Source organism: Tardiphaga sp. 42S5 (assembly GCF_034044155.1).
GTDB lineage: Bacteria > Pseudomonadota > Alphaproteobacteria > Rhizobiales > Xanthobacteraceae > Tardiphaga > Tardiphaga robiniae.
Genome location: NZ_CP139027.1, coordinates 4477398 through 4501869, shown reverse-complemented (window position 1 = coordinate 4501869; position 24472 = coordinate 4477398). Strand labels below are relative to the sequence as shown.

At 62.4% G+C, this 24472-nt stretch carries 26 protein-coding genes and 2 pseudogenes; 18 read left to right on the top strand and 10 right to left on the bottom strand.

All coding sequences use genetic code 11. From position 1 onward, the window contains the following. The first annotated feature begins 63 nt into the window (after nucleotides 1-63). A complete protein-coding gene (gene guaA, locus SFY93_RS21025; RefSeq protein ID WP_320444473.1) occupies nucleotides 64-1671 on the top strand; it encodes a glutamine-hydrolyzing GMP synthase in 1608 nt (535 codons plus the stop codon). Nucleotides 1672-1702: 31 nt separating this feature from the next. After that, entirely contained in the window at nucleotides 1703-2584 is an 882-nt protein-coding gene (locus SFY93_RS21020) for a hypothetical protein (protein WP_320444472.1), read from the top strand. A gap of 58 nt (nucleotides 2585-2642) precedes the next feature. On the opposite strand, the pseudogene SFY93_RS21015 reads toward SFY93_RS21020, so the two are convergent. The 3 genes and pseudogenes from SFY93_RS21015 to SFY93_RS21005 form a co-directional block, all read right to left on the bottom strand. Beyond that, nucleotides 2643-2846 (bottom strand): annotated as a pseudogene (locus tag SFY93_RS21015) (PIN domain-containing protein); the annotation flags it as partial. Nucleotides 2847-2951: 105 nt separating this feature from the next. Beyond that, nucleotides 2952-3554 carry an NADPH-dependent F420 reductase gene (locus SFY93_RS21010; protein WP_320444471.1) on the bottom strand — a complete coding sequence of 201 codons (603 nt, stop codon included), beginning with the start codon at nucleotides 3552-3554 and terminating at the stop codon, nucleotides 2952-2954. A gap of 108 nt (nucleotides 3555-3662) precedes the next feature. Beyond that, a complete protein-coding gene (locus SFY93_RS21005; RefSeq protein ID WP_320444470.1) occupies nucleotides 3663-4397 on the bottom strand; it encodes an SDR family NAD(P)-dependent oxidoreductase in 735 nt (244 codons plus the stop codon). Nucleotides 4398-4663: 266 nt separating this feature from the next. Between SFY93_RS21005 and SFY93_RS21000 the strand changes: the two genes are divergently transcribed. The 4 genes and pseudogenes from SFY93_RS21000 (at nucleotide 4664) to SFY93_RS20990 (ending at nucleotide 9542) form a co-directional block, all read left to right on the top strand. Beyond that, nucleotides 4664-5560, top strand: coding sequence for a LysR family transcriptional regulator (locus tag SFY93_RS21000; protein WP_320444469.1), 897 nt, complete (start codon nucleotides 4664-4666; stop codon nucleotides 5558-5560). Nucleotides 5561-5872: 312 nt separating this feature from the next. Continuing rightward, complete coding sequence (locus SFY93_RS20995; RefSeq protein WP_320444468.1) at nucleotides 5873-8671, top strand: bifunctional aconitate hydratase 2/2-methylisocitrate dehydratase; 2799 nt, start codon at nucleotides 5873-5875, stop codon at nucleotides 8669-8671. 81 nt (nucleotides 8672-8752) lie between these two features. Further along, nucleotides 8753-8815 (top strand): annotated as a pseudogene (locus SFY93_RS29690) (GMP synthase); the annotation flags it as partial. A 73-nt stretch (nucleotides 8816-8888) separates the two neighbouring features. Beyond that, entirely contained in the window at nucleotides 8889-9542 is a 654-nt protein-coding gene (locus SFY93_RS20990; RefSeq protein ID WP_120292205.1) for an alpha/beta fold hydrolase, read from the top strand. An 85-nt stretch (nucleotides 9543-9627) separates the two neighbouring features. Here the strand turns inward: SFY93_RS20990 and SFY93_RS20985 are convergent, their stop codons facing one another. The 3 genes from SFY93_RS20985 to SFY93_RS20975 form a co-directional block, all read right to left on the bottom strand. Beyond that, nucleotides 9628-10053, bottom strand: a complete 426-nt coding sequence (locus tag SFY93_RS20985) for a type II toxin-antitoxin system VapC family toxin (RefSeq protein ID WP_320444467.1) — start codon at nucleotides 10051-10053, stop codon at nucleotides 9628-9630. Beyond that, on the bottom strand, nucleotides 10053-10295 hold the full coding sequence (locus SFY93_RS20980) for a type II toxin-antitoxin system Phd/YefM family antitoxin (RefSeq protein WP_320444466.1): 243 nt from the start codon (nucleotides 10293-10295) through the stop codon (nucleotides 10053-10055). The genes SFY93_RS20985 and SFY93_RS20980 overlap by 1 nt, the downstream gene beginning before the upstream one ends. 70 nt (nucleotides 10296-10365) lie before the next feature. Further along, nucleotides 10366-11016, bottom strand: a complete 651-nt coding sequence (locus tag SFY93_RS20975; RefSeq protein WP_320444465.1) for a glutathione S-transferase family protein — start codon at nucleotides 11014-11016, stop codon at nucleotides 10366-10368. A gap of 371 nt (nucleotides 11017-11387) precedes the next feature. Here SFY93_RS20975 and SFY93_RS20970 point away from each other — a divergent pair, with 371 nt between their 5' ends. The 8 genes from SFY93_RS20970 to SFY93_RS20935 all read left to right on the top strand — a co-directional run bounded on the left by SFY93_RS20970 (nucleotide 11388) and on the right by SFY93_RS20935 (nucleotide 17543). Continuing rightward, nucleotides 11388-12641, top strand: coding sequence for a serine hydrolase domain-containing protein (locus SFY93_RS20970; RefSeq protein WP_320444464.1), 1254 nt, complete (start codon nucleotides 11388-11390; stop codon nucleotides 12639-12641). An 872-nt stretch (nucleotides 12642-13513) separates the two neighbouring features. Further along, nucleotides 13514-14671, top strand: coding sequence for a substrate-binding protein (locus SFY93_RS20965; RefSeq protein WP_320444463.1), 1158 nt, complete (start codon nucleotides 13514-13516; stop codon nucleotides 14669-14671). Nucleotides 14672-14762: 91 nt separating this feature from the next. Further along, entirely contained in the window at nucleotides 14763-15107 is a 345-nt protein-coding gene (locus SFY93_RS20960; RefSeq protein WP_116664620.1) for a Lin0512 family protein, read from the top strand. 129 nt (nucleotides 15108-15236) lie between these two features. Beyond that, nucleotides 15237-15560 carry an ArsR/SmtB family transcription factor gene (locus tag SFY93_RS20955; protein WP_320444462.1) on the top strand — a complete coding sequence of 108 codons (324 nt, stop codon included), beginning with the start codon at nucleotides 15237-15239 and terminating at the stop codon, nucleotides 15558-15560. After that, the gene (locus SFY93_RS20950) at nucleotides 15557-15967 is read left to right on the top strand and encodes an SRPBCC family protein (protein WP_320444461.1); all 411 of its coding nucleotides are present in this window, start codon (nucleotides 15557-15559) and stop codon (nucleotides 15965-15967) included. The genes SFY93_RS20955 and SFY93_RS20950 overlap by 4 nt, the downstream gene beginning before the upstream one ends. Nucleotides 15968-16022: 55 nt before the next feature. Next, entirely contained in the window at nucleotides 16023-16244 is a 222-nt protein-coding gene (locus SFY93_RS20945) for a hypothetical protein (RefSeq protein ID WP_320444460.1), read from the top strand. 12 nt (nucleotides 16245-16256) lie between these two features. Then, nucleotides 16257-16916, top strand: coding sequence for a TenA family protein (locus SFY93_RS20940; RefSeq protein WP_320444459.1), 660 nt, complete (start codon nucleotides 16257-16259; stop codon nucleotides 16914-16916). A 27-nt stretch (nucleotides 16917-16943) separates the two neighbouring features. Beyond that, nucleotides 16944-17543 carry a YdeI/OmpD-associated family protein gene (locus SFY93_RS20935; protein ID WP_320444458.1) on the top strand — a complete coding sequence of 200 codons (600 nt, stop codon included), beginning with the start codon at nucleotides 16944-16946 and terminating at the stop codon, nucleotides 17541-17543. Between the two features lie 21 nt (nucleotides 17544-17564). On the opposite strand, the gene SFY93_RS20930 is transcribed toward SFY93_RS20935, so the two are convergent. After that, nucleotides 17565-18203: a Vgb family protein gene (locus tag SFY93_RS20930; protein ID WP_320444457.1), complete on the bottom strand. Its 639-nt coding sequence runs from the start codon at nucleotides 18201-18203 to the stop codon at nucleotides 17565-17567. Nucleotides 18204-18233: 30 nt separating this feature from the next. After that, nucleotides 18234-19454: a winged helix-turn-helix domain-containing protein gene (locus SFY93_RS20925; protein ID WP_320444456.1), complete on the bottom strand. Its 1221-nt coding sequence runs from the start codon at nucleotides 19452-19454 to the stop codon at nucleotides 18234-18236. Nucleotides 19455-19576: 122 nt separating this feature from the next. Between SFY93_RS20925 and SFY93_RS20920 the strand changes: the two genes are divergently transcribed. Both SFY93_RS20920 and SFY93_RS20915 read left to right on the top strand, forming a co-directional pair. After that, nucleotides 19577-20326, top strand: a complete 750-nt coding sequence (locus SFY93_RS20920; RefSeq protein ID WP_320444455.1) for a DUF899 domain-containing protein — start codon at nucleotides 19577-19579, stop codon at nucleotides 20324-20326. Beyond that, complete coding sequence (locus SFY93_RS20915; protein ID WP_320444454.1) at nucleotides 20319-20612, top strand: hypothetical protein; 294 nt, start codon at nucleotides 20319-20321, stop codon at nucleotides 20610-20612. The genes SFY93_RS20920 and SFY93_RS20915 overlap by 8 nt, the downstream gene beginning before the upstream one ends. 15 nt (nucleotides 20613-20627) lie before the next feature. Here SFY93_RS20915 and SFY93_RS20910 read toward each other — a convergent pair whose 3' ends face one another. Further along, entirely contained in the window at nucleotides 20628-21119 is a 492-nt protein-coding gene (locus SFY93_RS20910; RefSeq protein ID WP_320444453.1) for a peptide deformylase, read from the bottom strand. After that, nucleotides 21116-22696 (bottom strand): winged helix-turn-helix domain-containing tetratricopeptide repeat protein, encoded by a 1581-nt coding sequence (locus tag SFY93_RS20905; protein ID WP_320444452.1) that lies wholly within the window; start codon nucleotides 22694-22696, stop codon nucleotides 21116-21118. The genes SFY93_RS20910 and SFY93_RS20905 overlap by 4 nt, the downstream gene beginning before the upstream one ends. Before the next feature lie 254 nt (nucleotides 22697-22950). Here SFY93_RS20905 and SFY93_RS20900 point away from each other — a divergent pair, with 254 nt between their 5' ends. Next, complete coding sequence (locus SFY93_RS20900; RefSeq protein WP_320447815.1) at nucleotides 22951-23955, top strand: alpha/beta fold hydrolase; 1005 nt, start codon at nucleotides 22951-22953, stop codon at nucleotides 23953-23955. Between the two features lie 12 nt (nucleotides 23956-23967). Continuing rightward, nucleotides 23968-24465 carry a cytochrome P460 family protein gene (locus SFY93_RS20895; RefSeq protein ID WP_320444451.1) on the top strand — a complete coding sequence of 166 codons (498 nt, stop codon included), beginning with the start codon at nucleotides 23968-23970 and terminating at the stop codon, nucleotides 24463-24465. Nucleotides 24466-24472 lie beyond the last annotated feature (7 nt).

The window sequence follows — 24472 nt, the reverse complement described above, 5'->3', positions numbered from 1 at the left end:
TTTCGGCAGGACAATGCGAATTCCGGCATTGCGAGGCCGGCATGAGTCGCGTAATTCCTCGCTATGACAGCCCCCAGCAAAACATCCGTTTCGCCCGCCGATCCGTCACCCCATGTGGCCGCGGCGCATGACAAGATTCTGATCGTCGATTTCGGCTCTCAGGTGACGCAGCTGATCGCGCGGCGCGTCCGCGAGGAGGGCGTCTATTCCGAAATCGTGCCGTTCAACAAGGCGGAGGCCGCCTTCGCCGAGATGAAGCCGAAAGCCGTGATCCTGTCCGGCGGTCCGGCCTCGGTGCTCGACGACAACGCACCGTCCGCGCCGCTGTCGATCCTCACCGCCGGCGTGCCGGTACTGGGCATCTGCTACGGCGAGCAGACCATGGCGCAGCAGCTCGGCGGTACCGTCGAAGCCGGCCATCACCGCGAATTCGGCCGCGCCGCCATCGAGATCACCGACACCTGCGCACTGTTCGACGGTGTGTGGGAAGTGGGCGGCAAATACGACGTCTGGATGAGCCATGGCGACCGCGTTACCAAGATGCCCGACGGCTTTCGCGCCGTGGCGAAAGCGCCGGGCTCGCCGATCTCGATCATCGCCGATGACGTCCGCAAGTTCTATGCGATGCAGTTTCACCCCGAAGTTGCGCATACGCCCGACGGCGCCAAACTGATCCGCAACTTCGTGCGTAACATTGCCGGTTTCACCGGCGACTGGACCATGCGCGCCTTCCGCGAGGAAGCGATCGAGAAGATCCGCGCCCAGGTCGGCAAGGGCAAGGTGATCTGCGGTCTCTCCGGCGGCGTCGACTCGGCTGTTGCGGCCGTGCTGATCCATGAAGCGATCGGCGATCAGCTCACTTGCGTGTTCGTCGATCACGGCATGCTGCGCAAGGACGAGGCCAAGACCGTCGTCGACCTGTTCCGGCACCACTACAATATCCCGCTGGTGCATGTGGATGCGTCGAAGACGTTCCTCGGCGAGCTCGAAGGCGTCACCGATCCCGAAGTGAAGCGCAAGACCATCGGCCGTCTGTTCATCGACGTGTTCGATGCCGAGGCGAAGAAGATCGGCGGCGCGGATTTCCTTGCGCAGGGCACGCTGTATCCCGACGTGATCGAGAGCGTCTCCTTCACGGGCGGACCTTCAGTCACCATCAAGTCGCACCACAATGTCGGCGGTCTTCCGGCGCGCATGAACATGAAACTGGTCGAGCCGCTGCGCGAATTGTTCAAGGATGAGGTTCGCGATCTCGGCCGTGAGTTGGGATTGCCGGACATCTTCGTTGGCCGTCATCCGTTCCCCGGACCGGGCCTCGCGATCCGCTGTCCCGGCGAGATCACGCGTGAGAAGCTCGACATCCTCAGAGAGGCGGACGCGGTCTATATCGACCAGATCCGCAAGGCCGATCTCTACGACACCATCTGGCAGGCCTTCGCCGTGCTGCTGCCGGTGAAGACCGTCGGCGTGATGGGCGACGGCCGCACCTATGAATACGTTGTCGGCCTGCGCGCCGTAACCTCCACCGACGGCATGACTGCGGACTTCTATGCGTTCGACATGAAGTTCCTCGGCGAGACCGCGACGCGCATCATCAACGAGGTCAAGGGCGTCAATCGCGTGGTGTATGACATCACGAGCAAGCCGCCGGGAACGATCGAGTGGGAGTGAGAACTCTGCTTCCACAGGGATTGGGAACGAGATGCATCGTAACGGTCCTGCTTGGGCAGATCAGTTTAGAATCGAATCTGAGGTCGATCTAGATTTTGTACTTGGTCAGGCTGACAGGCTTCCTGTCGGAATGTCTCGGAGAAGTCCGCCTGAGTTCCGGAGGCGGATACTTGCCGCTTTGGTCTCTTACAAACTCCGGCTCAAATCTATCGACTACACCCTCAAGCAATACGTAGACTCATCTCTCTACGAGAGCGAAGATATATCGGTCGGAGAAGCTACGAGTGACTATCTGCGGGATAGCACGGCGGCTTTGATGCAAGAGTTGTACAAACTCCACACCGAACATCCAACTTTTGGAGTTTTGGGCGCCGAGCTGACGTTGTACCGACTGCCGCACGCTCTGGATTCCGCGAGACTTTTGGCAAATCGAGGTCTGCTGCTCGAAGTTCTACCAATTCTTCGCCTTTGTCTCGAAATGATGGCTTGGGCCAGCGTTGCATTTCGTCTGCAAGATGAGGAAAAAATAGTCGCGCTCAGAGCGCAGTCATGCATGTCAGAAGTGAAACGCTTCTATCAAACGGCAGGCAATATCTATGGCTACCTTTCGAAGTTGTCCCATTGGGGACATGTAGTTCACGGCGAATTTCTCAGCATCGCTGATGACGGAGTTGCAGTGGTGAACGCATCAGTTCGCTACCGAGCGATGTCCTTGGGACTTCGTCTGGTTATTCTTGATGTGTTTGTCGAGGTAATCAGAGAGCTGTATCCAAGCAGCAGCGAAGCACTGATTGCGGCGATCCAAGGATCTTTGATCCGCGATGCCGATCGAAAGACACATCAGTTCTTGAAGAAAATCGCTAATATAACGCAGCTGAACGACATTAACGAAATTTGCTCACTGGCTTGTTAGCCGTGGGCCAGGATGAAGCAAGTAGTGCGGATTGACGCAGCTCTATTGTGCCATCGACTTAAACCGTCAACTTCGTCAGTACACCCAGCACCAGCCCGACCTCGGCCAATCGCTGATCCAGTGTCTGCACCGTGGCGCCATACTCCGCGGCGATCGCAAGATGCAGCGCGTCGCCGGCGCGGAGTCCGAGTGTATGTTGGTCGACGAATTTTGCTGCCGTCCAGAAGTGTGAGCCAGTCAGAGGCGACACGGTAAAATTGTCGACAATCAGTCTTTTGATCATGGAGCAGCACCGGATAGCCGGGGACACTAGGGCGCATCCTCGGCCATCGACAGCGGTCGACCGATTCTCACGGTCGTGGGTCGATCACTGCTCCTTCTTGAACAAATCCTGGAAGATGAGCGGGCCCCAAGTGCGGCCGCGTGCGTGCACCAGCGCGCCACCCTCGCTGAGCTTTCCCAGCTTGACGGGTGCGAAGCCGAGTTGTTTGGCCAGGGCCGCCACGGGAGAGATCGCGTCCTCGTCGTCGCCAGACAGAAAGACGACGCGGTGGCCGCCCGCGACGACCGGATCGGTCGCCAGGGTGGCTGCGCCCAGGTGATTGAAGCCTTTCACGAACCTGGCGCCGGTGAACGCCTTCGCGACAAAGGCGGAGGACGGGAGGCCGTCCAGCTCTTCAGGGAGAGCTGGAAACGCGTTCATCGCGTCGATGACCGTCTTGCCTTCCCAGCTCGGCAGGACCTTCGCAACCTCGCGATGCTCCCCGAACGGGACCGCCAGGATGATCGTGTCGGCTGCGAGTGCATCCCCCAGCGACCTGGCGACGACCGTGGGTCCGATGGCCCGAGCCTGTGGCGCCAAAGCCTCGGGCGGCCGGCGGCTAGCGACGGTCACGTCGATGTTTTTGCGGGCGAAGGCGTGGGCGAGGGCCTGGCCTATCTTGCCGAATCCTATAATTGCGTAGCTCATAATCTTCTCCGATTTGTTTTGATATTGATTCACGGCCTTCGAGGGCGCCGGATTATTCGGTCCGCGGTGGCGCCCGCGTAGAGGTCCTGCGGTGAATGAGGTGCGATTTCAGATCGCCGAGAAGCCGCCGTCGACCGACAACTCCAGCCCATTCACGAAGCTTGAATCGTCTGAAGCGAGAAACAGCGCGACCGCGGCAATTTCTTCAGGACGACCCATCGTTCCCCGCGGGATCAGGGATTCGAACATCTGCTTCGCCTCCGGGGTGAGAACCTGGTCCTGCATCGGTGTGGCGATCGGCCCCGGGTGCAGCACGTTCACCCGGATATTCCTGTTCTTGAGTTCGTTGAGCCATCCGCGTGCAAATGCGTGCAGCGTCGCCTTGCTCGCCGCATACACGCTATAACCGGGAAAACCTTTGAGCGACGCAACTGACCCGGTCATGAAGATCGATCCGCCATCGTTGAACAGCGGCAACGCCTTCTGAACCGTGAACAGCGTGCCGCGCGCGTTCAGGCCGAAGGTCGCATCGAAATGCTGCTCGGTAATTTCGCCCAGTGGCACGGCTTCGCCCGTGCCGGCGCTCGCGTACAGGATATCGATCCTGCCCTTTTCCCGCTTGACCGTATCGAACAGGCGGTCGAGGTCGTCGAGATTGGCCGCGTCGCCGCGCACGCCGGTCACGTTCCGACCGATCAGCTTGATGGCCTCGTCGAGCGCCTCCTGCCTCCGGCCCGTGATGAAAACGTACGCGCCTTCTTCGACGAACCGCTTGGCGCTCGCCAGCGCCATGCCGCTCGATCCGCCCGTGATGACTGCAACCTTGCCGTCAAGCTTTCCCATAACTTCTCCTGTCGTGGTGTCGGGACAGCATCTGTCCCCGAGAACCTCGAGATGGGTCTGCCGGCGTCAGGCGTTGAGTGCGGAAGCGCGCACATCGGTGGTGCGAAATCGATCCGGCTGGGCGGCTGACGCCGACCGCGACGATCGGTGTCCGCCGGTCGGAATTGGACCGCGCTCGTCTCCATAGGCTATGATGACAGCCCGTATTGCTGCACCATGTCTGGATAGGGGCTTAGAAGGCGCACCGCGCGGTGCGAGATTGCACCATGATCGACTGGGATGACGTTCGCTACTTTCTTGCCGTCGCGCGCGGAGGCTCGGTCCGGGCCGCCGCCGAGCGCCTCGGTGTGAACCACGCGACCGTGCTGCGACGCATCGCCCAGCTCGAGGAACGCCTCGGGGTTCAGATGTTTGAAAAACTGCCTTCGGGCTACCGCCTGACGGCTGCAGGCGAGGAGGTCCTCGAATTCGCGGACCAGATGGAAGCGTCGTCGCATCAGCTGGAGACACGCGTCTTCGGCCGCGACCAGAGCGTGCGCGGGCATCTGCGGGTGACGCTGGCGCCGCCCCTCGCGACACATCTGCTGATGCCGGACTTCGCCGATTTCGCGCGTCTGCATCCGGACATCGAGATGGATATTCTGTCGTTCGGCGAGCTGGCAAATCTGACCAACCGGGAGGCCGACGTCGCGATCCGCGTCGTCTACGACCGCAAAACCCTGCCGCTCAATCTTCACGGCGTGAAGGGACCGGAGCTGTTCGGCGGCGTCTACATGTCCCGCGATCGACTGGCCGCATGGCGTGCGGGCGCGCCTGATCCGATCCGGTGGATCGTCATCAGCATGCATGGAATTCCGGATTGGGCGACTGAGGGTGACGTTCGCGCCACGGGGGTTCCGTTCAGGACCTCGGACGCCGGGGCTCAGATCGTTGCCGTACGGCAAGGGCTCGGGATCACGACACTGCCGTGCTTCGTTGGCGATGCCGACCCCCTGCTGGTGAGGGTGCCGGGCACCGACCTGCACATGTACGGAACGGTTTGGCTTCTTACACAGGGGGAGACACGCAAGACGAAGCGCGTGCGGCTCTTTACCGAGTTCGTATCCGGCAGGCTCGCCGCATACGCGCCGCTTCTCGCGGGGCTGTCCGTATCGCGCGACTGACGTGCGGCAGGTTGCCGACCACCAATTTGCTGACGGTGGCGGGTCAGACCGACGTTTCGGACGTGTCTTCGGAGAGTTTCTTTGCGGCAGGTCGAGTGAGATCCAGCATTTCAGCCCGGCAAGCATGCCTGCCGTCATGTTTTGACCGTTGAACGCTGAATTTAAAGGGCTATTTTTACCGCAATGCAGTATCTTGTCAGTCGGCCGCGATTGACGTACTCGAAGCCGAATTCGCCTTTAGACCGGTTTTAACAATAACGGTTGGTGGCGCTGCGTTTCCAGCGTCAACCACCTCATGACGTTGGGATGACGATGAGCCTCTATTCAGATTACCTCGCTGAGATCGAAAGCCGGAAAGCTCAGAACCTCGCTCCCAAGCCGATCGACGATGGCGCGCTCACCGGCGAAATTATCGCCCTCATCAAGGACAGTGGCAGCGAATACCGCGCCGACGCCCTGAAATTCTTCATCTACAACACCCTGCCGGGCACCACGAGCGCCGCAGGCGTCAAGGCCGCCTTCCTGAAGGAGATTATCCTCGGTGAGGCGATCGTCCCGGAAATCACGCCGACCTTCGCGCTGGAACTGCTGTCGCACATGAAGGGGGGCCCCTCGATCGGGGTGCTGCTCGACGTCACGCTCGACGTCACGCTCGGCAGTGATGCCGGGCTGGCGAAGCAGGCCGGCGAAGTTCTGAAGACCCAGTTCTTCCTCTACGACGCCGACATGTTCCGGCTGCGCGATGCCTTCAAGGCGGGCAATGCGGTCGCCAAGGGCGTGCTCGAAAGCTATGCCAAGGCCGAGTTCTTCACCAAGCTTCCGGACGTCGCGGACGAGATCAAGGTCGTGACCTACGTCGCCGCCGAAGGCGATATCTCGACCGACCTGCTGTCGCCCGGTAACCAGGCACATTCGCGTTCGGACCGGGAGCTGCACGGCCAGTGCATGATGACACCGCAGGCGCAGCAGGAAATCGTGGCGCTGCAGAAGCAGCACCCCGACAAGCGCGTGATGATGATCGCCGAGAAGGGCACGATGGGCGTGGGTTCGTCGCGCATGTCCGGTGTGAACAACGTGGCGCTGTGGACCGGCAAGCAGTCCAGCCCCTATGTGCCCTTCGTCAACTTCGCCCCGGTCGTCGCCGGCACCAACGGCATCTCGCCGATCTTCGCGACGACGGTGGACGTCACCGGCGGCATCGGCGTCAATCTCAAGAACTGGGTCAAGAAACTCGACGCCGACGGCAAGCCAATCCTGAACAACGACGGCAACCCGGTCCTCGAACAGAAATTTGCGGTCGATACCGGCACCGTCCTGACGCTCGATGCCAAGGGCAAGAAGCTGCGCGACGAAAACGGCAAGGAACTGGTCGACGTCGCTGCCGCCTTCACGCCGCAGAAGATGGAGTTCATGAAGGCCGGCAGCTCCTACGCCATCGTGTTTGGCAAGAAGCTGCAGACCTTTGCCGCCGAAACGCTCGGCGTTGAGCCGACCCCGGTTTTCGCTCCGAACAAGGAGATCTCGGTCGAAGGCCAGGGCCTGACCGCGGTCGAGAAGATCTTCAACCGCAACGCCGTGGGCGTGCTCGGCGGCAAGGTGCTGCACGCCGGCTCGGACGTGCGCGTCAAGGTCAACATCGTCGGCTCGCAGGACACCACCGGCCTGATGACCGCGCAGGAGCTGGAAGCGATGGCGGCCACCGTCATCTCGCCGATCGTCGACGGCGCCTATCAGTCGGGCTGCCACACGGCATCGGTGTGGGACAAGAAGGCGCAGGTCAACATTCCGAAGCTGATGAGCTTCATGAACAATTTCGGCGTGATTACCGCGCGCGATCCCAAGGGCAGCTATCATGCGATGACCGATGTCATCCACAAGGTGCTGAACGACATCACTGTCGATGACTGGGCGATCATCATCGGCGGCGACAGCCACACCCGCATGTCCAAGGGCGTGGCCTTCGGTGCCGATTCCGGCACCGTGGCGCTGGCGCTGGCGACGGGCGAGGCGACGATGCCGATCCCGCAATCGGTCAAGGTAACGTTCAAGGGCGCGATGCAGCCGCATATGGACTTCCGCGACGTGGTGCATGCGACCCAGGCGCAGATGCTCAAGCAATGCGGCGACAATGTTTTCCAGGGCCGGATCATCGAGGTCCATCTCGGCACGCTGCTCGCCGACCAGGCCTTCACCTTCACCGACTGGACGGCCGAGATGAAGGCCAAGGCGTCGATCTGCATCTCGCAGGACGACACGCTGATCGAGTCGCTCGAGATCGCGAAATCGCGCATCCAGATCATGATCGACAAGGGCATGGACAATGCCGCGGGCACGCTGAAGGGCCTGATCGCCAAGGCCGATGCGCGCATCGCCGAAATCCGCTCGGGCGAGAAGCCCGCGCTGACCCCCGACGCCAATGCGAAATACTTCGCCGAAGTCGTCGTCGATCTTGATATCATCGACGAGCCGATGATCGCCGATCCCGACGTGAACAATGCCGACGTCTCGCGCCGCTACACCCACGACACGATCCGTCCGATTTCTTATTACGGCGGCACCAAGAAGGTGGACCTCGGCTTCGTGGGCTCGTGCATGGTGCACAAGGGCGACATGAAGATCGTCGCCCAGATGCTCAAGAACATCGAGAAGGCCGAAGGCAAGGTCGCGTTCAACGCGCCGCTGGTCGTCGCGGCTCCGACCTACAACATCATCGACGAGTTGAAGGCTGAAGGCGACTGGGAAATCCTGCAGAAGTATTCCGGCTTCGAATTCGACGACGTGAAGCCGAAGACCGCGAACCGCACCGCCTACGAGAACATCCTGTATCTCGAACGTCCGGGCTGCAACCTCTGCATGGGCAACCAGGAAAAGGCGGAGAAGGGCGATACCGTTCTGGCGACCTCAACCCGTCTGTTCCAGGGCCGCGTCGTGGAAGACACCGCCGAGAAGAAGGGGGAATCACTGCTGGCCTCGACCCCGGTCGTGGTGCTGTCGGCGATCCTCGGTCGCACGCCGAGTGCGGAAGAATACAAGGCAGCCGTCGAAGGCATCGACCTGACCAAGTTCGCACCGCCCAAGATCGGTGCGATGGGGGCGTCCGTCCACTACTAGGATGGAGAGCGAGAGCTGTTCAAAAATTGGCGCGGCAGGTGAACATCTGCCGCGCCGCGCCGCGGGGCTGGCAGGCGAGCGGGCATCAATCGCGTGGTGTATGACATTACGAGCAAGCCGGCCGGGACGATCGAGTGGGAGTGATGTTGAGCGCCGTCGTCTGATTGTAGTCGATCGGACTGTCGGCGCTTCAAGCTCAGAGCCAGGAGTGAACAATATGGCCACCTTTATCCTCATCCCCGGGGGCTGGCAGGGTGGCTGGATCTACCAACAGGTCGCCGAGATTCTCACAGCGCACGGTCACAAAGCCGTACCGATGACTCTTGCAGGGCTGGGCGATGCTCCTGCCCCAACGGCTAATCTTGATACTCACATTGGTGAAGTCGTCGCTACCGCAGGGGCGCAACACGATGACCTGGTCATTGTTGGCCAGTCCTACGGTGGAATGATCGTGAGTGGCGCCGCTGATACTGAGCCATCGCAAATCCGGGCGCTAGTCTATGTGGACGCTTATGTACCTGATACAGGCGATTCCGTATGGTCACTGACGACGCCTCGCTTTCGTGATCTCTTTGTCGCGGGGGCCGAGGCTGATGGCCTCACTTGCACGCCGCCTCCCAATCTCGATCCGCGATGCCGGCCGCAACCAATCGGGACGTTTCTCCAATCGATCAAGCTCCGCGGACGTTGGCATGACGTGCCGCGCAAGACCTTCGTCGGTGCATTTGGGTGGGAAGGAAGCCCATTTCATGATCTGCACAAACGCTTGAGTGACGATCCGGAGTGGTCGACCTTTGCCTTTGATTGCGGGCACAATATCGCGCGGCACAAGCCCGAGGCGCTGGCCGATATATTGCTGGCTCACGTCTGATCAGCAAGTGGCGCAGAATAGCGAAGCATATTCCGCCGCATTGCAGATGGGTGGCGCAATACGCTTCGCTATTGCGCCCTACGTCTCACGCCAGCAATTTCGTCGGTACACCCAGCACCGGCCCGGCGTCGGCCAAGCGCTGATCCAGCGTCTGCACCGTAGCGCCATGCTCCGCGGCGAGGGCAAGATGCAGCGCCTCGCCGGCGCGGAGTCCGAGTGTGTGTTGATCGACGAACTTTGCGGCCGTTCTGAAGTGTCTGCCAGTCACCGGCAACACCGTAAAACTCTCGACGACCAGTCTGCTGAACATGGCCAGCGCAGCCGCTCGCTGTTCCGGATGGATCTGCAAGGTTCGCAGCTTCATTGCCAAGGTTGAGGACATCTCGGTGATGGTCCAGTCGCTGATCAGAAGCTGCGCGGGATCCTGTTCGGCAAGCCAATCCTGGACGTATGACGTCATCGCCGCGTTCGAAAGCGCGGCGACAATCAGCGACGTGTCCAGATAGAGCATCAGGAGCGGTCGCTGTCCCCCATCGATCGCACCAGATCGGCGGCGGCCTGTGTCTGCAACGGCATGCTCGCTGTCAGGGACTGGAGCTGGGCCGCGTCAATCGGCTTGCGCGGCCTGGCCACGGCCGTGAGCCGCGCGACCGGCTTTCCGCGCCGGGTGATGTCGATCGAATCTCCCGCCTCGACCCGATCGACAAGTTCGCTCAAATGGGTCTTTGCATCTGCCAGATTGATCGCGTTCATATGCCGCTCCTGACCATCTACATGGTCATATAGCTCTGGAGAGTTCCAGTGACCCCAGAGCGGACTTTTGTTAGCCGGTCGGTGGCTTGCCGGTGAAGACCGCCAGTTGATCGGCGAAGGCGCGCTTGTAGGCGGGCCGCGCTTCGCCGCGGGCGATGTAGGCGCAGAGGTTCGGATATTCCTCCAGTAGTCCTGATCCGTTCAATCTGCGCAGCACCGTCACCATCAGCAGGTCGCCGGCGCTGAATCTGCCGTCGAGCCAGTCGGCGTCGCCAAGGCGGATGGACAGGTCTGCCAGTCGGGCGCGAACGCGATCGTCGAGGATCGGCAGGCGCGTCGCGTACCAGGTCTTGTCGCGCTCCGTGAGTGCGGCGGCTCCGCGTTCCACGATCGGCGGCTCCACGGTGCTGAGCGCGGCGAACATCCAGGCGATCGCGCGCGCCCGGGCATTCGCATCATCTGGCAGCAGGCCCGGATGGTGCTCCGCGATATGGAAGACGATCGCCCCCGACTCGAACAGTATGAGATCGCCGTCTTGGTAAGTCGGGATCTGTCCGAAGGGATGAAGCCTGCGATGTGCGGGTTCTTTCATCTCAGCGAACGACAGCAGACGGACGTCGTAAGGCTGGCCCACCTCTTCGAGCGCCCAGCGAACGCTCATGTCACGCGCCAATCCCCTTCCGTGATCGGGAGACCGTTCGAAGGCGCTAATCGTGGGCATTGTTTCTCTCCACCTGGGTGTTTCACATCCCTAGGACGAACGAGCGGCGCGTCTCCCGACAGCCGATTTCGATTTTTGGCCGCGGAATTTCGCGGGCCGAACCTGTCATCGGACCCCGCCGGACCACGGATATTCTTCGAAACCGAGAGCATTGACCATTGAGCGAGCTGCTAACTTAGAGATGAAATTACGGAGCGTCACACGCTCGATTCAGAATGATCAAAGATGAGGTGGCTGTTCGAGTGAAGGACGGTCGCCTGCAGCAGTCGCCAGACGACATGCGACTGATCAATGCACCCCCGCTCAAACGCGGGATGTGCGTCATTCTCCGCGATGTTACGACTGGCTCACCATCCTCCCGGAGCCCCTTCATGTCTGACGCGCCTGCACCGAACCACGTCCCCACCGCCGCCGAGACCGATCCCGAGATGCTCGGCTGGATGAAGGGCTTTCCGCCTGCGCAGGACAAGACCATCCAATTTCACGACGGCTCGTTCCGCAACTTTCCCGAGCTACGCTGGGCCTGGAGCAATGTGCGCTCGCTGGTGCCGACGGTGAATGTCTGGCGCGGCGCGGGAGGAGCATCCACGCTGCCGCGCGCGGAGCGCGATATCGGCGGAATCGCGTCGACCACGATGGATGGCCGGCCGATGACGTTTGCCCGCATGTTTGAAGAGACCTATGCCGACGGCATCGCGGTGCTGCACAAGGGCAAGCTGATCTTCGAGCGCTATAGCGGCGCGCTGAAGCCGCACAAGCCGCATATTGCCATGTCGGTGACCAAGTCGTTCACCGGCACGCTCGCCGGTATTCTCATCGCAGAAGGCAAGATCGATCCGCAGGCGCCGGTTACCGACTATGTGCCGGAGTTGAAGGCCACGGCCTTCGGTGATGCGCGCGTGCATGAAGTCATGGATATGACCACGGGGCTCAAATACACCGAGGTCTACACGGACAAGAATTCCGATGTGTGGGGGCTGCGGCGCGCCAATGGCATGGCGCCGATCCCTCCGGATTACGAAGGCGCGAGCGACATCTTCGCCTTTCTCTGCACGCAGCAGAAGCAGGGCGAGCATGGCAAGGCGTTCGCCTACAAGACCGTCAACACCGACACGCTCGCCTGGATCATCCGGCGCGCCAGCGGCATGACGCTGTCCGATCTCTTGTCCGAGCGCATCTGGGCGCCGATGGGAGCGGAGGAGGACGCGCATTATCACGTCGACCGCATCGGCACCGAGAGCGGCGGCGGCGGACTGTCGACAACGCTGCGCGATCTCGCGCGCTTCGGCGAGGTGATGCGCAATCACGGCCGCTTCAACGGTCGCCAGATCGTGCCTAGCGCAGTGGTCGAGGATATCGAACGCGGCGCCGATCCCGCAAAATTCAAGCCGGCCGGCTACGCCACGCTGCCCGGCGCGTCCTATCGCAACCAGTGGTGGGTGACCCATAATGAACACGGCGCGTATATGGCGCGCGGCGTCTACGGGCAGGGGCTCTATATCGATCCGAAGGCCGAGATGGTGATCGCGCGCTACGCGTCGCATCCGGTCGCCGGCAATGCCGCCAACGATCCGGTGACGCTCCCGGCCTATATGGCGCTGGCGAAGGAACTGATGGCGGGCTGAGGGCGAACATAGGCGGAACTTGAGGAACCGGACCGGGAACCTAAGGCCACGCCGCGCGTATGCTTGGCGGCCGACATCTTCCGTCGGCGCCAGGCGGACCCCTCCAGAATGATCAAGCCCTTGTCCATCGCTTCGTGGCTGCGCTGCTGGTGTGCGGCGTTACTGATGTCATGCACCGTCGTAGGAACGACGCCGCTGCATGCGCAGGAGCGGGCGTCTGGTGCTCGGACTGGCCGCAGCAATCCGGCTGTCGCCACTGACGGCGCGACGCTGATTCATGGCAATTACTGCGGTGCCGGTAACCGGCCGGGCAAACCGCCCATCGATGCCCTCGATCTCGCCTGCATGAATCACGATGCCTGCACACCGGCGAGCGGCATTCCTAACTGCGACTGCAACGCCAGGCTTCGCGACGAAGCGGCCGCCGTGGCAGGGGACCCCCGACAAGCGCCGGAGCTCCAGAGTCTGGCGGCATTGACCTCAGCGGCTGCGGCCGTGATGCTCTGCAAGCCGATGATCGATGCCGCTGTCCCTCCGGTGGTTGCTCCTGTCCCTGTGGCTCGGGACGCTCCTGCAGCAGGTGCGCCAGTGGCAATCACGCCGGCTCCCGTTGCTGGAGCACCTGTGTCGATTGTCCCTGATAGTGTCGCGCCCGTGGCTGCCGCTCCCGTAACGGACGTAACTGAAACCCCGCTGCCTGTCGCGCCAGTCACTGACGCTCCCGCGCCTGCCGTATCCGTGCCCAGGTCGACCGCGTTGCCCTGAGCAGGCAGAGTCTTGATCGGCTCTTGCGCGCTGCGATCTTTCCGGGGCAATCATGACCGCGAGTCCAGGTGCGCCGACCGCGCAGCTCATGGCATAGGGAAGCGCGCATGAAGTTACTTGTCGCACGAGTCATGACGCTCGCATTCCTGCTAGGGCCTTTGGCGCTTGGCTCCGCAGCGCTGGCGGCGGATCCCATCCGTGTCGGCGCGGTGCTGCCGTTTTCCGGCGGTGTCGAACTTTATGGTGAGCAAGCAAAACTCGGGCTCGATCTCGCTGCCAGGGAGATCAACGCGGCGGGTGGCATTCTCGGCAGGCCGCTCGAGGTCATCTATGTCGATGACAAGACCCGGCCGGCCTCCGCCGAGAGCGCGATGCGGTCGGTGATCGACAGCGGCGTCGTGGCGGTTGTCGGCCCTGTCACCTCGGCCAACTTCAATGCGATCAGGCCGCTTGCCGAGAGCACGAAGACGCCGCTGCTTTACGCCACCAATTTCGAAGGCGGCACATGCAGCCGCTACATCTTCTCGTTCAGCACGGTGCCGAACCAGGATCTCGGCCAGTTGCTGCCCTATGTGAACGAGGCTGTCGGCAACACCTATTTCCTGCTCGGCGCCGATCGCGTCTGGCCGCATCAGATGTTCGACATTGCCAAGCCGCTGATCGAGAAGCTCGGCGGCACCATCGTCGGCACGCAATATACGCAGGGGACCGAGACGGACTTCACGCCGCTGATCAAGCAGGTGGCGGCGGCCAAACCGAAGGTGCTGCTGTTCGCGCTGAAGGGGGACGGCATCGATTTCATCCGGCAGGCCGATGATCAGGGCTTGTTCAAGGAGACCACGGTTGCATTCCTGGGATTGTCCGAGATCGATCTCGGCATCTTCAAGGGCAAGGGCCAGAACATGATCACCGTCGTGCCGTCGCTGGCGACCAGCGACGCGCCGGAGATGAAGGCGTTCGTCGCCAGGGTGCGGGCCTCAGCCGGCAATGACGTGCTGGTGTCGAACTATGTCATGACCCACTACAACACGCTGATCGCGCTGAAGGCTGCGATCGAGAAAGTGGGCCGTGTCGACAAGGAGGCCATCGTCGATGCGCTGGCCGGGCTCACCATCCTGTCGCCGACTGGAACGGTCACCATCGATGCGAACCACTATGCGACCATGAGCATGTTCATCGCCAAGACGCAGGGCAGTGAATTGGTCACCGTCCGTGCGCTCGGCAGAATTCCGCCGCAGCCGGGTTGCACATTGGCTGGTCGCTGATCGCAACTGGTGAGCAGACGGCTGGTGTAAGTCGCGCGAGATTGTTTAAGTCGGTACCGACATAATTCTGGATGAGCGAAAAGGACACCGGATGGCACGTGTGCGCTGTATCACCGAGATGGGCATGGGCGTCGACGTCCACGGTCGCGATGCCACCAAGGCTGCGAAGCGCGCGGTCTCCGATGCAATCCGCCATTCCAGCGTTGGCTTCTTCCGGATGGTCGGCAAGACGCCGCATGACATGTTCGTCGATGTGACCGTCGCGGTGCCGAATCCGGACGACGTCGACACGGCGGCGGTCGCGAAGGAATTGCCTTACGGCACTGTGACCGTGACCGCAGTCAAAGGCGGTCTCGATATTCCGGCCGAGAGTGGCGGCGACGGCATCCTCATCGCCAATGCGGCGGTGCTGGTGAGCCTCGACGACGGCAAGTAGATCGGCCGCCTCGGACGACGCCCGCGCTTTCCGCGATCCCGAAAACTCCCTTCCATCCAATTTGCGCTTGACCAATCCATAGCTCGCCGGTTATTGATCTAATCGATAGCTGACGGGTTATGGATTGCGATGCCAAACACTTTCGATGTGCTCTTCAAGACGCTCGCCGATCCGACCCGGCGCGCGATCTTCGAACGGCTCTGCCGTGACGGGGAGCAGACCGTCGCGGCACTGACCGCGCAAGCCGGCGTCTCGCAGCCGGCGGTCTCCAAGCATCTCGGCGTGCTGAAGCACGCGGGACTGGTGCTCGATCGCCAGAGCGGCCGTCAGACACATTATCGATCGCAACCGGCGGCCCTGGCGCCGCTGCTCGACTGGACCAGCCAGATGGCCGGGTTCTGGGAGAGCCGGTTCGGCGATCTCGAACAACTGCTGAAGAGGATGGACAATTGACCAATACTGCAGCCGAAACACGTTCTGTCGTCGTCGAGCGGGAATTTGGCCACGCGCCGGAAAAGCTCTGGCGCGCGCTGACCCAGCCGCATCTGATCGCTGAGTGGCTGATGAAAAACGATTTCAAGCCCGTCATCGGGCATCGTTTTGATCTGAGCGCAAACTGGGGCGTGGTCGCTTGCCGGGTCACGGAAGTCGAGCCGAACCAAAAGCTCGCTTACACGTGGGAGGCCCTGGGTCTCGAGAGTGTCGTGACCTGGACCCTTACACCTTCGAGCAACGGGACGCTGCTGCGGATGGAGCAGATCGGCTTCCGACCGGATCAGGAGCAAGCCTATCAGGGCGCCAAGTTCGGATGGCCGCGATTCCTGGCGTCGATGGAGCAGCTTCTGGCGCGACTGGACTGAATTCGGCCGACACAGAATTTCACGCCACTTCCGCATGCACTGAGGGTCGCTCAACATGAGCCTATGGATCAGATACGCACACCGCTGGCTGTCGCTGGCCTTTACCGGGACGGTCATCGCCAATTTCGCTGTCCGCGGATTTGGCGAGCCTCCAGCCTGGGTGACCTTCTCGCCGTTGCCACCGCTGTTTCTGTTGATGTTCAGCGGTCTCTATATGCTGCCCTATACCGCAAAGTGGCGTAGAGCAACGCAGGGCAGTGGACGGATGAACGCGTGAATTGGAATGCGCATGGATATTTTTGATCGTCTCAAATCAGCTTCGGCCGATGACTGGTCCAGCTATGTCGATCATAGTTTCGTCCGACAGCTCGGGGCCGGCACGCTGCCAGAACCCGCGTTCCGCACCTATCTGGTGCAAGACTATCTGTTCTTGATCCAGTTCGCGCGCGCCTATGCGCTGGCGACCTACAAGAGCCGCTCGCTTGACGACATGAAGGCGGCCCAAGGCGGACTTGCGGCCATTCTCGGCGAGATGGAGCTTCATATAAAACTGTGCGGCCGCTGGGGACTGTCGCCCGCCGACATCGAGGCCGCGCCCGAGTTGCAGGCGACGGTGGCCTATACGCGCTTCGTACTGGATTGCGGCGCTGCCGGGGATCTGCTCGATCTGCATGTGGCGCTGGCGCCCTGCGTGATCGGTTATGCCGAGATCGGCAAGAAGCTCGCGCCGGGTGGTGCCGACGCGCTCGGCAATCATCCGTATCGCGAATGGATCGGCGAATATGCCGGCGACGCATATCAGGATATCGCGGTGAAAGCGCGCCACCATCTCGACGATCTCGCCGCGCGTGCGATGACCGAGCGGCGCTTTACGGAGCTCGCAAAACTGTTCGGTCAGGCGTCGCGCCTGGAAGCCGATTTCTGGCAAATGGGGCTGGACGCGCGCTAGTGCGGTGCGCAGCGGTCAGGACAGAGCATGGCACCCGTCAAGGTCGATCCCGCGAATGTGCGTGAGTTCAAGAACGCTGACGCCTTCTATAAATGGCTCGGCAAGAACCACGACAAGGCCGACGAGGTCTGGATCAAGGTTCACAAACTGAAATCTGGTCTCGCATCGATCACGCCGAAGGAGGCGATCGATGTCGTGCTGTGCTGGGGCTGGATCGACGGCATCCGCAAGGGGCTGGACGAGACGAGCTTTCTCCAACGCTATTCACCGCGCGGGAAGAAGAGCGTGTGGAGCAAGATCAACGTCGACAATGTTGCGCGCCTCGTCGCAGAGGAGCGCATGACCGAGCACGGCCTCGTCCATGTCGAGGCGGCGAAGGCCGATGGCCGCTGGGATCGCGCCTATGGCAGCGGCAAGGACATGACGATCCCCGCCGATCTGCAGGCGGCGATCGACGCCGAACCGAAAGCCAAAGCGATGCTGGCCAAGCTCAGTGCGCAGAACCGCTTCTCGCTGGCATTTCGGGTGCACAATATGAAGACCGAAGCCGGCCGCAAGAAGCGGATTGCGGCCTTCGTCGAGATGCTGAAGAAGGGCGAGACGATCTATCCGCAAACCAGAAAGTGAAGTGGCGTCACTCGTTGCTTTTCACTTCCGCTTCGGCCGCCTGATCGCGCGTACCTTGCCGCTGGTTCCGCCGCCGGCGAAGAACTGATCGGCACCATCTGACTCGAGGCCGGAGACGCCACTGCCTGCCGGCAGTGCGAGCTTCTCAAGCGCTTCGCCGGTTTGCGGATCGATGCGCCTGATGTCGCTCTCGTCGTTTTCCCAGGTGCCGTGCCAGAGTTCACCGTCCACCCAGGTGACGCCGGTGACGAAGCGGTTGCTCTCGATGGTGCGCAGGATCTTTCCAGTGTCGGGATCGATCTGGTGAATCTTGCGCTCGCGATATTGTCCCACCCACAGCGTGCCTTCGGCCCAGGCCATGCCGGAGTCGGCACCGCCGCCGGGCGCAGGGATGGTATTCAGCACGCGGCCGGTCGCCGGATCGATCTTCTGGATACGGTCCTCGGCGATCTGGAACAGATGCTTGCCGTCGAATGCCGTGCCGGCATGTGCCGCGACGTCGATGGCGCGCACCGTCTTGCCGCTTGCGGGATCGAGTGCGTGGAGTTTGTTTCCGGATGCGAACCAGACTTGCGTGCCGTCATAGGTGACGCCATGCACGCCGTCGACGCCCTCGAAGGGGCCATATTCGCGGATGATTTCTGCTGCTGAGTTGGTCATGTAACTCTCCCTGATGATGTGACGATGACCCTAGTGATCCGGCAGCGGCGGCGGGAGTAACAACATCGTCGCGAGTCCTGGCAGGGATGGCGACGTCCAGCGGCGCGCCCGTCCGCGTCCGAACGGTTGTACCTTGTTAGTGGCGGCAAGTTCGTCGAGTGCCCGCTGAACGCTGCGCTGGCTGGTGCCGAGCGCGAGCGCCAGTGCAGAGCTCGACCAGGCTTCTCCATCGGCGAGAAGCGCGAGCACTGCGGCGTGTTCTTCCTCGACCGGCCGCGCCAGCACGACGACGTCGCGGGCTCGGTGCAGTACCAGCGCAAAACCGGGCTTGGTCGCGTTCACCTCGGCCAGCGGCGCAAGCAGTTTGCGCAGCCGTCCCATCTCGACGCGGAGCCGCGCGCGATGCGAATCATCGGCATGTCTCGCGCGGAATGCGCGCGCCAGCAGCGTTTCGCGCGAAACGTCCGCAGGCCATGCTTCGCCGAGGGCGCGGACGAGAGCGAACAGGACGGGCCGGGTGGCCAGCGACAGCTCTGTCTTCTGACAGCGGATGACATGCCGGCACGCATCGATGACGATGGCTTTCGAATTCTGCAACGCCTCGACATCGTCGAGCAGCAACACGCGTTCACCGCCGCGTGCGATCAGACGCGCAGCGGGGGCATCGAGAAGTCGGGACGCCATGTCGACCTCGGCAGTGAGTGCCGGGATTGCAGCGAGCTTGGCGGCACGCTGCGCGTCGGCGAGGGCGGTGCGTGACTTTTTCGCCTGCAGGCGGCGCATCGCGATGCCGGCGACGACCAGCGCATGAGCCGTACGCAAGGCGGGCGGCAGAGGCGCGGGATCGAGCGCGCCGAGCTTGCGCTCGGCTTCGTCCAGACGTCCGATGAGCAGAAGGCGCCTGACGTCGAGATAGCCGCCATAGGCCGCATTCACATGGTCGCCGTGGGCGTCGAGTGTCAGCCGTGCGGCGTCGAGCGTCTTGCTGGGCCAGTTCAGATCGCGCGAGACAAGGGCGATCTCGGCCTCGGCGACGATGCACCGCGCACGCGCCACCGGTTCCTTCGCACCGAAGGCGCGCGCGGCCCGTTTTACGAGCTCCTTCGCGCGTGCGAAATCGCCGAGCTGCGCCATTGCGATGCCGCGCAGAGCAAGCGCCGGCGCGTCATCGCGCAATGCAACACGCTTCAATGCACCCAGCGGATCACCCGCGGCGAGCGCATGACCTGCGGCGGTGATCAGGGAGTCCATTCAAATCCCGCCACACTTGTCACTCCCACCCGTCCATTGCCGGATCCTAATCTACCTCACGATGATCAACCGGCAAGTCGTGTCGGCAGCGCATGACGATGGACGAAAGTGGAGAGAAGACCATGACGGCACCGATGAAAACACCACCGATTGTATCACCGCAGGCATGGGAGTCCGCGCGAACGGACATGCTCGTGAAGGAGAAGGCTGTGATGCGCGCGCGCGATGCGCTCGCTGCCGAGCGCCGGCGGATGCCGTGGATGGAAGTGGATAAGGCCTATGCGTTCGAAGGGCCCGATGGCAAAGCCAGCTTGCTCGACCTCTTCGACGGCCGCCGTCAATTGATCGTCTACCGCGCCTTCTTCGAGCCAGGCGTGTTCGGCTGGCCTGATTACGCCTGCCGCGGCTGTTCCCTGGGGGCCGATCAGGTCGCCCATCTCGCGCATCTGAATGCCCGCGATACCACCCTCGTTTATGCCTCGCGGGCACCGCAGGCGGATATCGCGCGCCTGAAGACGCGGATGGGCTGGGAGATGCCGTGGGTCACCATCACGGACAGTTTCGACGCCGACTTCGGCGTGGATGAGTGGCACGGCCACAACGTGTTCTTCCGCGATGGCGACCGCGTGTTCCGCACCTATTTCATCAACAGCCGCGGCGACGAGGCGATGGGGACCACCTGGAGCTATCTCGACGCGACGCCGCTCGGCCGCCAGGAGGTTTGGGAGGATTCGCCCGAAGGCTATCCGCAGACTCCGACCTACAAATGGTGGAACTGGCATGACAACTACGTCGCTGGCGCCGCACCCGACAAGAAATGGGTCGAGGTCTCGGCCGCCGGAGAGGCGACGTTCCGGAAGACCGATGAGTAGCGCCCTCAACGATGTCACGGGTGGTGCGAAACCCGATCGCTGGACAATGGGTAGCCTTGTGCCGGCCGCCGACTGGCTATGCCTTGCGGCCACACCGGCCTTCGCATTGATGGCGCTGCTGACGGGGGTGCTCGATAGCAGTTCGCCGGACCTGCTCTGTTCAACCTCGCGTTCATCGCCGTGGAGTGGAATGGCGGTGATGTATGCTCTGATGAGTTTGTTCCATACCGTGCCCTGGCTCAGGCTGATATCCGGCCGATGCCGCCAATCGCAATGGCGGACGTGACGGTTGTCGCGCGCTTCAGGCGCGCGACAACTTCTCGAACCGCTTGATCAGCCGCTCGCGCTTGAGGCGCGACAGGCGCTGAATCCAGAACATGCCGTTGAGCTGGTCGATCTCGTGTTGATGGCAGACCGCACGCAGTCCGTCGGACTCTTCGATCTGTGTATTGCCATCGAGATCCTGATAGCTGATCCGGACGCGCGCATGCCGCTGGATGTCATCATTCACACCGGGCATCGAGACGCTGCCTTCCTGATGCATGATCAGTTCGGACGAGGCCCATGCGATCTTCGGATTCACATAGATCTTGGCGCCATCGCCGAGATCGAGCACGACCACGCGCAGCAGCACACCGATATGCGGCGCGGTGATGCCGATGCCGGGGGCGGCATGCATGGTGTCGCGCAGATCGTCAGCGAGCGCGCGCAGCACATCGTCGAACACGGTGACATCAGCGGCCGGCTGCGCGAGAAGCGGGTCGGGATAGCGGACGATCGGGCGGATGGTCATTCCGGCAGCCCCGCGGCCTTCAGCGCATCCGCATAGGTCTTCGCCATGGATTCGACGGGGACCGGGATGCGCGCAAAGAAGGCGGAGACTGTCAGCTCCGGTTCGATGGTGAGCAGTTCCTCGACCACCTGTGCGGCGCGTTCGTGCGCGCCGGTTTTCACGAGCGCCACGGCGAGCGCGCGGAGTGCGACGGCGAAACGCCGATTCTGCAGCAGCGCCTTGTCGGCCCAGTTGATCGCTTCGGGATAGTTCTCGTCGATGATCGCGGCGATGGCCAGCGCACCGGAGACGAACCAGCCGTGCGGATCCAGCGGGTTCAAACGTCGTGCGCGGTCGAGCAGCGCGCGGCCGGCCTGCTGCTGGCCGCGCATGGTCTCGATCCATCCGGCCAACGCCAGTGCGGTCGCCGAATTCGGATTGATGGCGAGCGAGCGGCTGAACAGTTCGATGGCGGCGTCCTTCGCCGTCTGCGTCTCGGCGAGATTCCAGATCGCGAACGCCGCCATCCAGAGGATCTGCGGATCGTTTGGCATCCGCTCGATGGCGCGATGTGCGAGTGCCAGGCCTTCGCCGCGATGGGTATCGTCCGGAGTGATCCAGCCCTGGAAGTGTCGCTGCGCATGGCAATAGGCCGCTGCTGCCATCGCGGGCGCGTAAGTCGGATCGATGGCCAGAGCCTGACGTAGGCAATCCAGCGCCGCGGTCATGCTCGCCGGCGTGAAGTCGTGTTGGTAGCCGGAGGCGCGCAGCAGCAGGTCGTAGGCATCGGGCTTGCTCGGACGGCTGTGCCTGCGCCGTTCGATCTCGGCGATGCGCAGCGTTGGCTCGATAGCGGCGACGGCTTGTTCGGTGATGCGGTCCTGCAGGTCGAACACGTCGCTGCGGTCGCCATCGAACTTGTCGGCCCATAGATGCGCACCGGAACGGGCGTCGATCAATTGCGCGATGATGCGGAGCCGCTCGCCGGCACGGCGGACGCTGCCTTCGAGCACGTAATTGACGCCGAGCGTGCGGCCGACGTCTCGGATATCAACCGGCTTGTTCTTGTAAGTGAAGGACGAATTGCGTGCGATCACGAACAGCCCGCTGCAGCGCGACAGCGCCGTGATGATCTCTTCGGCAATGCCGTCGCCGAAATAATCCTGCTCGGGGTCCGCGCTCATATTGTTGAAGGGCAGCACCGCGATCGATAGCCCTTCGGGGTCGGCGGCTTCGGGCAGGAGTTCCGTTGCAGCCGCCGTCGTCACGAGCGGAGAGGGGCTGTCGGTCCGTTCGATGACCTCGCCGACGAAGCGAAACCCCTTCCGCGGCAAAGTGCGGATCAGCCGCTGCTGCTCGCCATTGTCGCCGATGGCCGTGCGGGCCGCGTTGACCCGGCTGCTGAGCGTCGCCTCGGATACGATGCGGCCATGCCAGACTTCGGCCAGCAGATCGTCACGGCTGACGACCTTCTCCCGCGCGCGGATCAGGAATTCCAGCACATCGAACACCTGCGGCTCCACCGCCACCGTGTCCGTGCCCCGCCGTAGCTCCCGCCGGTCAGTGTCGAGGACGAATTCGTCGAACCGGAACAGCAAGATAGGGGGTCCAATACCTGTTGTCGCGCCAAGGCTTGTGCGCAGGAGCGTCCCCTAGCACACCCCGTCTCAACGATAAATCATGGCCTTCTCAAGAGAAAATCGGAGAAATCTTCAAGCGAGGATGCCGGTACCGCGGCATCGTCCGCACATCGACGGCCTCAACCGTCATTGCCCGGAGGATCTGCACCATGACGAATGACAAGCGCGACACCAGCCACTTCAACCGCCGCAGCCTGCTGGGCGCGGCGCTCATGGGCATCGCCGCGGCCCAGTTCGTCGGCATCGGCTCCGCCGCGGCGCAGGCCGCCAAGGCCGGCAAGCAGCTCCCGGCCATCAAGCGCGGCACGCATACGTCGTTCAAGCCGCTGAAGCAGATCAATGCCGGCGACCTCAGCGTCGCCTATGCCGAGGACGGCCCGGCCAACGGCCCCGTTGTGCTGCTGCTGCACGGCTGGCCCTATGACATCTACAGCTATGTGGATGTCGCGCCGCTGCTGGCCTCGGCCGGCTACCGCGTCATCATCCCGTATCTGCGCGGCTATGGCGGGACACGCTTCCTATCCGACGCGACGGTGCGCAATGGCCAGCCGGCAGCGCTCGCCACCGACATCGTCGCGTTCATGGACGCACTGAAGATCGAGAAGGCGGTGGTCGGCGGCTACGACTGGGGTGGCCGCACGGCCGACATTCTGGCTGCGATCTGGCCCGAGCGCGTCAAGGCGCTGGTCGCCGTCAGCGGCTATCTGATCGGCAGCCAGGAGGGCAACCGCATGCCGCTGCCGCCGAAGGCTGAACTGGAATGGTGGTACCAGTTCTACTTCACCACGGAGCGTGGCCGGCTCGGCTATGACAAGTACCGGCACGACTTCGCCAAGCTGATCTGGAAGCTGGCCTCGCCGAAGTGGAATTTCGACGACGCCACCTATGATCGCTCGGCCAAGGCGTTCGAGAATCCCGATCACGTCGCCATTACCATCCACAACTATCGCTGGCGGCTCGAACTCGCCCAGGGCGAGGCGAAATATGACGAGCTGGAGAAGCGGCTGGCGCAGGGGCCGGTGATTTCGGTGCCGACCATCACCATGGAAGGCGACGCCAATGGCGCGCCGCATCCCGATCCCAAGGCCTATGCGAAGAAGTTCACCGGCAAGTACGAGCATCGCCTCATCAGCGGCGGCATCGGGCACAACCTGCCGCAGGAAGCGCCGCGTGAATTCGCCCAGGCGATCATTGATGCCGACGCGATGGCGCGCTGAAGGAGATCCGGAATGCGATGGATTCTTGCAGCGAGCCTCGCCGCAGGCGTGGTGTCATCCGCGATAGCGGCAGCCTTCGCTGCCAATACGGAAAACCTTTCGCCGATCTATCGCGTCGCGCTTCCCGACGGTTATCGTAAATGGGAACTGATCGCACCGGCGCAGGAGGCCGAGCCTCTGAATGAGCTGCGCGCGGTGGTCGGCAACGATATCGCGGTCAAGGCCTATCGGGATGGCAAGCTGCCGTTCCCCGATGGCACGGTGCTGGTGAAGCTCGCCTGGAAGCACACCCAGTCGCCTGAATTCGAATCCGCCTCGATCCCCGGTGCTGCCACAACGGTTCAGGTGATGGTGAAGGATTCGAAGAAGTATGCCGCGTCAGGCGGCTGGGGTTTCGGCCGCTTCATCAACGGCAAGCCGGTGGATCAGGCACAGCACGAAACCTGCTTTGCGTGTCACGAGGCACGCGTGAAGGAGCGGGATTACGTGTTCACGAAGTGGGCGCCGTAAGCGCCCA

Bases quoted from the DNA above. Each gene is read 5' to 3' on its own strand.
- SFY93_RS20970 (WP_320444464.1), top strand. From the start codon at position 11,388: ATGTCTGACGCGCCTGCACCGAACCACGTCCCCACCGCCGCCGAGACC.
- SFY93_RS21005 (WP_320444470.1), bottom strand. From the start codon at position 4,397: ATGGGAAAGCTTGACGGCAAGGTTGCAGTCATCACGGGCGGATCGAGC.
- SFY93_RS20930 (WP_320444457.1), bottom strand. From the start codon at position 18,203: ATGACCAACTCAGCAGCAGAAATCATCCGCGAATATGGCCCCTTCGAG.
- SFY93_RS20935 (WP_320444458.1), top strand. From the start codon at position 16,944: ATGGCACCCGTCAAGGTCGATCCCGCGAATGTGCGTGAGTTCAAGAAC.
- SFY93_RS21000 (WP_320444469.1), top strand. From the start codon at position 4,664: ATGATCGACTGGGATGACGTTCGCTACTTTCTTGCCGTCGCGCGCGGA.
- SFY93_RS20945 (WP_320444460.1), top strand. From the start codon at position 16,023: ATGAGCCTATGGATCAGATACGCACACCGCTGGCTGTCGCTGGCCTTT.
- SFY93_RS20915 (WP_320444454.1), top strand. From the start codon at position 20,319: ATGAGTAGCGCCCTCAACGATGTCACGGGTGGTGCGAAACCCGATCGC.
- SFY93_RS20900 (WP_320447815.1), top strand. From the start codon at position 22,951: ATGGGCATCGCCGCGGCCCAGTTCGTCGGCATCGGCTCCGCCGCGGCG.
- SFY93_RS20895 (WP_320444451.1), top strand. From the start codon at position 23,968: ATGCGATGGATTCTTGCAGCGAGCCTCGCCGCAGGCGTGGTGTCATCC.
- guaA (WP_320444473.1), top strand. From the start codon at position 64: ATGACAGCCCCCAGCAAAACATCCGTTTCGCCCGCCGATCCGTCACCC.
- SFY93_RS20920 (WP_320444455.1), top strand. From the start codon at position 19,577: ATGACGGCACCGATGAAAACACCACCGATTGTATCACCGCAGGCATGG.
- SFY93_RS20995 (WP_320444468.1), top strand. From the start codon at position 5,873: ATGAGCCTCTATTCAGATTACCTCGCTGAGATCGAAAGCCGGAAAGCT.
- SFY93_RS21020 (WP_320444472.1), top strand. From the start codon at position 1,703: ATGCATCGTAACGGTCCTGCTTGGGCAGATCAGTTTAGAATCGAATCT.
- SFY93_RS20985 (WP_320444467.1), bottom strand. From the start codon at position 10,053: ATGCTCTATCTGGACACGTCGCTGATTGTCGCCGCGCTTTCGAACGCG.
- SFY93_RS20940 (WP_320444459.1), top strand. From the start codon at position 16,257: ATGGATATTTTTGATCGTCTCAAATCAGCTTCGGCCGATGACTGGTCC.
- SFY93_RS20975 (WP_320444465.1), bottom strand. From the start codon at position 11,016: ATGCCCACGATTAGCGCCTTCGAACGGTCTCCCGATCACGGAAGGGGA.
- SFY93_RS21010 (WP_320444471.1), bottom strand. From the start codon at position 3,554: ATGAGCTACGCAATTATAGGATTCGGCAAGATAGGCCAGGCCCTCGCC.
- SFY93_RS20965 (WP_320444463.1), top strand. From the start codon at position 13,514: ATGAAGTTACTTGTCGCACGAGTCATGACGCTCGCATTCCTGCTAGGG.
- SFY93_RS20960 (WP_116664620.1), top strand. From the start codon at position 14,763: ATGGCACGTGTGCGCTGTATCACCGAGATGGGCATGGGCGTCGACGTC.
- SFY93_RS20980 (WP_320444466.1), bottom strand. From the start codon at position 10,295: ATGAACGCGATCAATCTGGCAGATGCAAAGACCCATTTGAGCGAACTT.
- SFY93_RS20955 (WP_320444462.1), top strand. From the start codon at position 15,237: ATGCCAAACACTTTCGATGTGCTCTTCAAGACGCTCGCCGATCCGACC.
- SFY93_RS20990 (WP_120292205.1), top strand. From the start codon at position 8,889: ATGGCCACCTTTATCCTCATCCCCGGGGGCTGGCAGGGTGGCTGGATC.
- SFY93_RS20925 (WP_320444456.1), bottom strand. From the start codon at position 19,454: ATGGACTCCCTGATCACCGCCGCAGGTCATGCGCTCGCCGCGGGTGAT.
- SFY93_RS20910 (WP_320444453.1), bottom strand. From the start codon at position 21,119: ATGACCATCCGCCCGATCGTCCGCTATCCCGACCCGCTTCTCGCGCAG.